Source organism: Ilumatobacter nonamiensis YM16-303 (genome assembly GCF_000350145.1).
GTDB lineage: Bacteria > Actinomycetota > Acidimicrobiia > Acidimicrobiales > Ilumatobacteraceae > Ilumatobacter_A > Ilumatobacter_A nonamiensis.
Genome location: NZ_BAOL01000189.1, coordinates 1 through 7888, shown reverse-complemented (window position 1 = coordinate 7888; position 7888 = coordinate 1). Strand labels below are relative to the sequence as shown.

General features: G+C 66.8%; 8 protein-coding genes. All 8 read right to left on the bottom strand.

Annotated features, from left to right (window positions below):
• On the bottom strand, nucleotides 1–846 hold an 846-nt coding region (locus ON45_RS16360; protein WP_040495144.1), incomplete at its 3' end, for a cytochrome c oxidase assembly protein.
• A gap of 19 nt (nucleotides 847–865) precedes the next feature.
• The gene (gene ctaF, locus ON45_RS23180; RefSeq protein ID WP_051063215.1) at nucleotides 866–1246 is read right to left on the bottom strand and encodes an aa3-type cytochrome oxidase subunit IV; all 381 of its coding nucleotides are present in this window, start codon (nucleotides 1244–1246) and stop codon (nucleotides 866–868) included.
• Nucleotides 1243–3150, bottom strand: a complete 1908-nt coding sequence (gene ctaD, locus ON45_RS16350) for a cytochrome c oxidase subunit I (RefSeq protein ID WP_051063214.1) — start codon at nucleotides 3148–3150, stop codon at nucleotides 1243–1245. Before ctaD ends, ctaF begins: the two co-directional genes overlap by 4 nt.
• Complete coding sequence (gene coxB, locus ON45_RS16345; protein WP_051063213.1) at nucleotides 3147–3833, bottom strand: cytochrome c oxidase subunit II; 687 nt, start codon at nucleotides 3831–3833, stop codon at nucleotides 3147–3149. The genes ctaD and coxB overlap by 4 nt, the downstream gene beginning before the upstream one ends.
• Entirely contained in the window at nucleotides 3830–5431 is a 1602-nt protein-coding gene (gene qcrB / locus ON45_RS16340) for a cytochrome bc1 complex cytochrome b subunit (RefSeq protein WP_051063212.1), read from the bottom strand. The genes coxB and qcrB overlap by 4 nt, the downstream gene beginning before the upstream one ends.
• The gene (locus ON45_RS16335; protein ID WP_051063211.1) at nucleotides 5428–6384 is read right to left on the bottom strand and encodes a ubiquinol-cytochrome c reductase iron-sulfur subunit; all 957 of its coding nucleotides are present in this window, start codon (nucleotides 6382–6384) and stop codon (nucleotides 5428–5430) included. The genes qcrB and ON45_RS16335 overlap by 4 nt, the downstream gene beginning before the upstream one ends.
• Nucleotides 6381–7208 carry a cytochrome bc1 complex diheme cytochrome c subunit gene (gene qcrC / locus ON45_RS16330; protein WP_158412469.1) on the bottom strand — a complete coding sequence of 276 codons (828 nt, stop codon included), beginning with the start codon at nucleotides 7206–7208 and terminating at the stop codon, nucleotides 6381–6383. The genes ON45_RS16335 and qcrC overlap by 4 nt, the downstream gene beginning before the upstream one ends.
• 17 nt (nucleotides 7209–7225) lie before the next feature.
• Nucleotides 7226–7837 carry a cytochrome c oxidase subunit 3 gene (locus ON45_RS16325; protein ID WP_277619184.1) on the bottom strand — a complete coding sequence of 204 codons (612 nt, stop codon included), beginning with the start codon at nucleotides 7835–7837 and terminating at the stop codon, nucleotides 7226–7228.
• Nucleotides 7838–7888 lie beyond the last annotated feature (51 nt).

The following is a 7888-nucleotide window of genomic DNA, read 5'->3' as shown; positions in this document are numbered from 1 at the left end:
GCGCTCCGTGCGCGAACTGTTCACGAGAACAGCATCGTTTGCGGCGGCCGTGCGGGTGTCGGACAGGGATTCGGCACGCACGGCGATGCGCTGCTCGGCCGACGCCCACGACCAGACGGAGATGAGCAGCAGAGGCAGCGTCGTCGCCATTCCCCCGACCCACATCAGCGACGCGGCCGCGCGTTGATCACCGAGCGCTCCCGCCGTTCCGCGTACGGCCTCGTACGTCGGGATCAGCGGACTCGATGCCGAGAGCAGGATGACGCCGAGCAGTGCACTGCCGGCGATCACGGCGAACACCGCGCCGATGCGCGCCGTCGCCGCAGAGCGTCCCGTGGCTCGCAGCGCTGCCCAGAGCGCGACCGCGCTCGCGATGTACGCGACGTGTTCGAGATCGTGCACCCACCTGTTCGACAGAGCCGTGTCGTAGATCGCGGTCAGGTGCGTGATGTAGAGCACGCCGACGAACAACGCCGCACTCAGCAGGGCGCCGTTGCCCCGCCACCAACGGGCGATCGAGCGTTCGGTCACCGTCGCGTGTTCCGGAAACAGCCCGGTGCCGCGAACCGCCGTCACCGGTTTCGCGACGACCAACAGCGGTGCGGCGACGACGATCATCAGGAGGTGCTGCACCATGTGGCCTGCGAACGACCGCTCGGCCCATTCCTCCATCGACGGAATCACGGAGACCAGGAGCGCCGCGACCCCGGCGCACCACGCGACCAACTGCCAGGTGGACATGGTTCCGACCCGCCACCAGCCCCACCCGTACAGTCCCACAGCGAGGAGACCGACGCCGACCAACGCAGTGTGTTCGAGCCAACTGGTGTGGGCGATCAGGTGCACGTCGCGACCACCGATGCGCTCAGGTGTCGGTGTCGCGCGTGAGGAGCAGCACCTGGGACGCGACGATCGCGATGCCGACCATGCTGAGCCACGATCCCAGCGGAATCCCGAGGAACATCGCGGTCACGCCGATCGCCAGCGCCAACGGACGCAGGCTCGCCGTGGGGTACACGCCGACGACACCGGTCGAGTCGATCGCGTCCACGTCGGCGCGGTTCTCGACGCGCTCGCCGTTGCGTCGGGTCCAGTCCCAGACCCATCCGGCAACCAGTCCACCCAGACCGGTCGCGAGGAGCAGCAGCACGACCCCGGCGGTGTCGCCCCCGACCGCCAGGTACAACAGCCCGATCACGATGTAGAACACCGCCACGCCGGTCCACAGGATCGCTTCGATCTTCACGTGATCTCCTCGCCGTCGTCGCCACGATCGCCATCGGCGCGATCCTCGTCGCTGCTCTGGCCTTCGCTCGTTCGTTCGATCGGTCGCGGCCCGGTCGTACGCTTCTGTTCCTCTTCGTCGGACCATTGATGCAGCGGGAGCCACTGTTCGTCGTGATCGTGCCGAGCTTCCCACGCGTCGGCCGACGTCGGAGCGCCGACTCCCTCGAAATTGATCCAACGGAGGTCGAAGACGGGACGCTCCGAGCGGATCGGCGGAAGCCAGGTGAAGTTGTGATCGGCGGGCGGCGAGAAGGTCGCCCATTCGAGCGAGTTCGCGTGCCACGGATCGGCTCCGACCGTCGCCGGACTCCGGAGTGACCGCACCACGTTGATCAGGAACGGAACCATCGATGCGACGAGGATCAGGAACCCGAACGACGAGATCTTGTTCCAGAGTTCGAAGTTCTCGATCGGTCGGTAATCGGGAACTCGCCGCGGCATCCCCGCCCGTCCGAGCAGGTGTTGGACGAAGAACGTGACGTTGAAGCCGGCCATCAGGAGCCAGAAGTGCCAGGTTCCGAGCTTCTCCGACAGCAGCCGCCCGGTGACCTTCGGCCACCAGAAGTAGATCGCGGCGAACATCGCGAAGATCACCGTTCCGCCCATCACGTAGTGGAAGTGGGCGACGACGAAGTACGAGTCGGTCAGGTGGAAGTCGAGCGTCGGCGACGCGAGCATGATCCCGGTGACGCCTCCAGCGACGAACGTCACGAGGAACCCGATCGCGAACTTCATCGGCGCCTCGAAACTCAACGACCCGTCCCACATCGTGCCGATCCAGTTGAAGATCTTGACCCCGGTCGGCACGCCGATCAGCAGTGAGGTGGCAGCGAAGAACGGCAGCACGAGATCACCGGTGGCGAACATGTGGTGCGCCCACACGGACGTCGACAGCGCACCGATCGCGAGCGTGGCGAGGACCAAGCCCTTGTACCCGAACACCGGGCGGCGCGAGAACACCGGGAAGATCTCGGTCACGACCCCGAAGAACGGGAGCGCGACGATGTACACCTCGGGGTGCCCGAAGAACCAGAACAGATGCTGCCACAGGATCGGCGAGCCACCGTCGACCGGGTCGAAGAAGTGCGTTCCGAACTGTCGGTCGGCCAGCAGCATCAGCAGCGCGCCCGACAACACGGGGAACGCCACCAGCACCATGAACGACGTGATGAACATGTTCCACGTGAGGATCGGCATCCGGAACAGGGTCATGCCCGGCGTGCGCATCATCGTGACGGTGGCGATGACGTTGACCGCGGTGAGCGTGCCCGACGTACCCGTGAGGATGATCGACACGATCCACATGTCGGCGCCGATGCCGGGAGTTCCCGCTGCGCCCGACAGCGGCGGATAGGCGAACCAGCCGAACGACGCCGCTCCCCCGTCGGCCACGAAACCGAGCAACATCACCGCTCCGCCGATCAGGTACAGCCAGTACGAGAACGCGTTGAGACGTGGGAACGCGAGGTCGGGCGCGCCGATCTGGAGCGGAAGGAGATAGTTCGCCATCCCGAAACCGAACGGGACGGCGAACAGATACACCATCACGCTGCCGTGGATCGTGAAGACGCTGTTGTAGGTCTCGACGCTGACGAGTTGCAGTCCCGGCTCGGCCAACTCCGCTCGGATCACACCAGCGAGCGCGCCGCCGATGCCGAGGAACACCATCGACGTGACGATGTACGCGATGCCCAGCGCCTTGTGGTCGGTGGTGGTGAGCCAACCGATGATCGTGCGCGGGAGACCGCGTGGACCGTGCGCGTCGGGATCGCCGAGGAAGTCGTCGATCTCCACGAGTCGGTCCGGGTCGGCGCCCCCCATCGCCTCGCGGTCCGGATCGACGGTCGGATCGACGGCGGTCATCCCGCAACCTCCTGATCGTTCGCCTGTTCGACGAGCCAGGCGTCGAACTCGGCGGGTTCGAGCACCCGCACGGAGAACCTCATCAGCGCGTGATCGAGCCCGCAGTACTCGGCGCAGACCCCCGCGTTCGGGTACTCGCCGGCAGCGTCATCGCTCATGTCCACACTGAACTCGGTGACCGTGCCCGGGATGATGTCCCGCTTGAAACGGAACGCCGTGATCCAGAACGAGTGGATCACGTCGAGCGACTCCAACTCGAAGAGGACCGAGGAGTCGGCGGGCAACACCAGCTCCGGGGCGTCGGTGTCGGCCCCACCGATGATGCGGACCCCGGATTCGGGATACTCGAACTCCCACTGCCACTGGAAGGCGGTGACGTGCACGGTGAGGTCGGGATCGGTGTCGGTGTCGTCGATCGCGTTGACGGTGACGACCGTGATCGCGAAGAGGCCGACGACGAGCACGAAAGGAACCACGGTGTACGCGATCTCGAGCGGGATGTTGTAGTGCTTCTGCTGTGGCAGACGGTCGTCCCGACGTCGGAACCGGATCACCACGTAGACGACGAGGACGACGACGAACGCCAGCACGCCGAGCGCGAGGTACAGGAAGACGTCCCACACCCGGTCGATGTCGTCGGCCTGGTCGGTGATCGGAGGCGCGAGCGGCGAACGCGACGTCATCGGTCCGCCCCCGCGTCATCGCGCATCTCGTCGAGCGCCTCCTCGTCGGCGTGGACGGGATCGGACTCGTCCCGGTGAGCGTGCTTGCCGCGCACCGTGGAGTGATCGGCCATCTCGTCGAAGTGACCCGGCGCCGCACCACCCGCCAGCATCCAATCCTCCAGCTGGTCGTCGGGAATGTGATAGCCGCCGTCGGCCGTTCGCTCGACCGGGACACGCCGTTCGGTGCGTTCCGGGCCCGTGCGATCACGCAGCTCGACGCACGTCCGTTTCGTGATCACGAAGACGATCGGCGGGGCCAGGATCATCGCGAACTGGAGCACGGTGGTGACGTGACCGACCGAGAAGTCGAGCGTGCTCGCCACCACGTCCTGTGCCCCGCCGAGGAACAGGACGGCCACGAACGCGATCGACGCCGCACCGGCTGCGGTCCGGTTCGGGGCATCACGCGGCCGGTCGAGCAGGTGATGATCGGCGGTGTCGCCGGTCAGTCGACGTTCGATCGTCGGTGCCAGGAACAGGCCGCCGAAGACGATCCCCGGGATCAAGATGCCGGAGAACACCAACGTGTTGATCACGAACCCGCCGGCTCGGAATTCCCACGGTGGGAACAACCGCACCGAACCCTCGAGGAACCCGATGTACCAGTCCGGCTGGGCGAACGACGTGGCGGCCGCGGTGTCGTACGGGCCGTAGAGCCACACCGGGTTGATCTCGAAGATCGCGCCCATCGCCGTGAGGACTCCGGCCGTGAGGAAGAGCAGCCCGATCGACTTCATGGCGAATGCCGGCCACACCCGCTCGCCGACCACGTTCTGCTCGGTCCGGCCGGGCCCTCGGAATTGCGTGTGCTTCTGGCGCCACACGAGCGCGAGGTGGATGCTCAGCACCGCCACGATCGCCGCCGGGATCAGCAGGATGTGCACCGGATACAGGCGTCCGATGATGTCGGTACCCGGCCACTCGCCGCCGAAGATCAGGTACGCCAACCGCTCGCCGATGAACGGAATCGCCAGGATGATGCCGTTCGTGATGCGCAGTCCGGTGCCGGACAGCAGGTCATCGGGCAACGAGTACCCGGTGAACCCCGCGGCGAGGGCGAGGAGCAGCAACGTGAGGCCGACGATCCAGTTGAGGTCGCGCGGTCGCCGGAACGCACCGGTGAAGAACACCCGCGCCATGTGCAGCGCGATCGCCCCGACGAACAACAGCGCCGACCAGTGGTGCATCTGGCGGATCAGCAGGCCGCCCTTGACCTCGAACGAGATGCGCATGACCGAATCGAACGCCGCAGACACCTCCTGCCCCTGCAGTGGTTCGTGCGAGCCGGTGTAGGTGACCACTTCCTGCGACCCCTCGAAGAACAGCGTCAGGTAGGTGCCCGTCAGGAACAGCACGATGAGGCTGTAGAGCGCGAGTTCTCCCCACAGGAACGAGAAGTGCGACGGAAAGACCTTGCGCAAGCTCTTCGTGACGAACGACCCGCCGCCGGTGCGACTGGTGACCGAATCGACGTATCGCTCGACCAGACCACGACGCTTCGTGACCTCACCAGCGTCATCGGTGTCGCCACGGCTGAAGCGGTCGAAGACGCTCATCCCTCGTCCCAGGTGATCGGCCCGACGGGCCTGTCGAAGTCGTGGTTGGACACCAGGAAGCCTTCGTCGTCCACACCGAGCGAGAGCTGTGGAAGCGACCGTGTGGCCGGTCCGCCGACGGGTCGGGCACCGTCGGTCGGATCGAACACCGACTGATGGCAGGGGCACACGAGCTGTCGCACGACGTCGGGCTCGCGGTCGTCGACACCGAACAGCCCGACCGAGCAACCCGCGTGCGTGCAGATCTTGGAGTAGGCGACCCACCCGTCGAGCGCGCCGTCATCGATCGTGCGCTCACTCAGGAGCTCCGGACGCAGTCGCAGCAGCACGACCTGGGAGTCGTCCCGACCGATCATGCCGTCGGGAAAAACCGTGGCGAGCTGGTCGAAGATGCCCGACGAGAGATCGACCGGCGATCCGTCGAGCGTGACGAGCCGGCGTCCCGGTGCCCAGCCGGTCGAATCGCGTTCACCGCGCGGTCGGGGACCCAACGAACCGACCGGTCCGACGAACCCGATGGCGAGGCTGACGAACGACCCACCGAGCAACCCGACCAGCAGCTTCCGACGTCCGACCGTCTGCCGGCCGACCTCGACCTGTTCCTCGAAATCCGCGTCCTGCTGCGGGGTGGTCCGCAGCGGTTCGCGTTGCTGGACGACGTGCTCGTCGAGGTCCAGGTACTTCGACCACGAGACGAGACCGAAACCGATTCCGCCGAGAGCGAGGGCCAGGCCGACACCCAGCAGTGTCTCGGTCTCGCTCGTCCAGTAGGCGATCGCAGCGAGCAGGCCACCGCCGACCGCGACGACGAATGCCACGATCGCCGCCCGGTAGGCACGCAGGTTCATGTCCTCGTGCGCGACGCTCGACCACTCGGATCTCGCTTCGTCGGAAACGGGGCGCTGGGCGGTCACCGGTGTCGCGTCGTCCTCGGCGTCGTCGAACTGGGTCATGTCGACACCAACTCGGAGTCTTCCGTGCCATCGTCGATCGATGGTTCGCCGTCATCGCCGTCCGGACCAGCAGCATCCTCGGGGTGATCACGCCCGTCCTTCGGCCGCCCGATCCAGCGCGTCAACGCGACCAGCGGAATCAGCGCCAGAATCCACGCGGCCAGGCCCTCGGCGACCGGACCGGCTCCACCGAAGCGGCTGGCCGACGTCGTGTCGTCGTCCGTGAGCGCCTCGTGGATGTAGGCGGCGATGTCGTTCAGTTCCTGTGGCTCGAACTCACTGAAGACCGGCATCGAACCCGGCCCGACGATGATCGCCTGACCGACCTCGGTCGGTGTCGCCTCCAGCAGGTTCGGGGCCTGACGGCCGCCGCCGATCGGCGCGCCGGCGCCGGACGCCACGTGGCAGGCAGCGCAGTTCAACCGGTACAGCTCCCCGCCGTTGGACACGTCGGCTCCCTCGATCTCGATGTTGGGCGTGTCCGGTCCCGATCCGATCATTCCGACGTGCTCGACCAACGCGACGATCTCCTCCTCCGAGTACCGGACCGGACCGCGGTGAGCCTGCCGGTCGGTCGTGGCCATCGGCATCCGCCCGGTTCGCAGCACGAAGTCCGCCGATGCCTCTCCCTCCGGCTCGAGTGTCGGTCCGCGTCCCTCGACGCCGAGACCGTCGAGACCATGACAACTGGAGCACTGCGTGGCGAACAACTCCGCTCCGTCCACCGGTTCGGACGGCGCTGCGCCCGTGGCCGCTCCGGACCCGAGGAACGTGACGATGCCGAACGCAGCGGCGAGCGCCAGCGGTGCTGCCACCAGGGTCACGGAACGCAGCCTGCTGTTCACCGGATCACCCAGATCGTGATGAACACGGCGATCCACACCACGTCGACAAGGTGCCAGAACAGCGAGACCCCGCGCGCCCAGGGCGTGATCTCGTCGAGCGATCTCGTCCGCGCCGCGCGGATGTACAGCAGACCGAGCGCGCACACGCCGCCCAGCACGTGGGCGGTGTGCAGGCCCGTGAGACCCCAGTAGACCGACCCGTACGTGTGGTCGTCGGCGCGGAACGGGATCGTGGTGTACTCGGCGAACTGGTTGACGAGGAATGCCACGCCGAGCACGATCGTGACGATCAGCCACCGGCGCATCCCGCGACCGTCGCCGCGTTCCTGGGCACGGTCGCCGGCGAGGAGCGTGAACGACGAAGCGACCAGGACGATGGTCGCGAGCAGTGCGCGCGGCACGTCGAGTTCCACGCCCTCGGGAGGCCATTCTGCCGCCGTCGACCGGAGCAGGAAGTACGCCGCGAAGAACGGGGCGAACAGCATGATGTCCGACGCGAGGAAGACGACGACGCCGAACTGACCGGTGGTTCGGCCGGGAGCGCTGTGCGACACGGACGAAGTCGCGGCGGCTCCCATGCGCCGAACGTAACGCGTCGCCAGCCTCACTGCGAGCACCAGCCACCTCACGTTCTCGTGAACAGTTCGCGCACGGAGCGC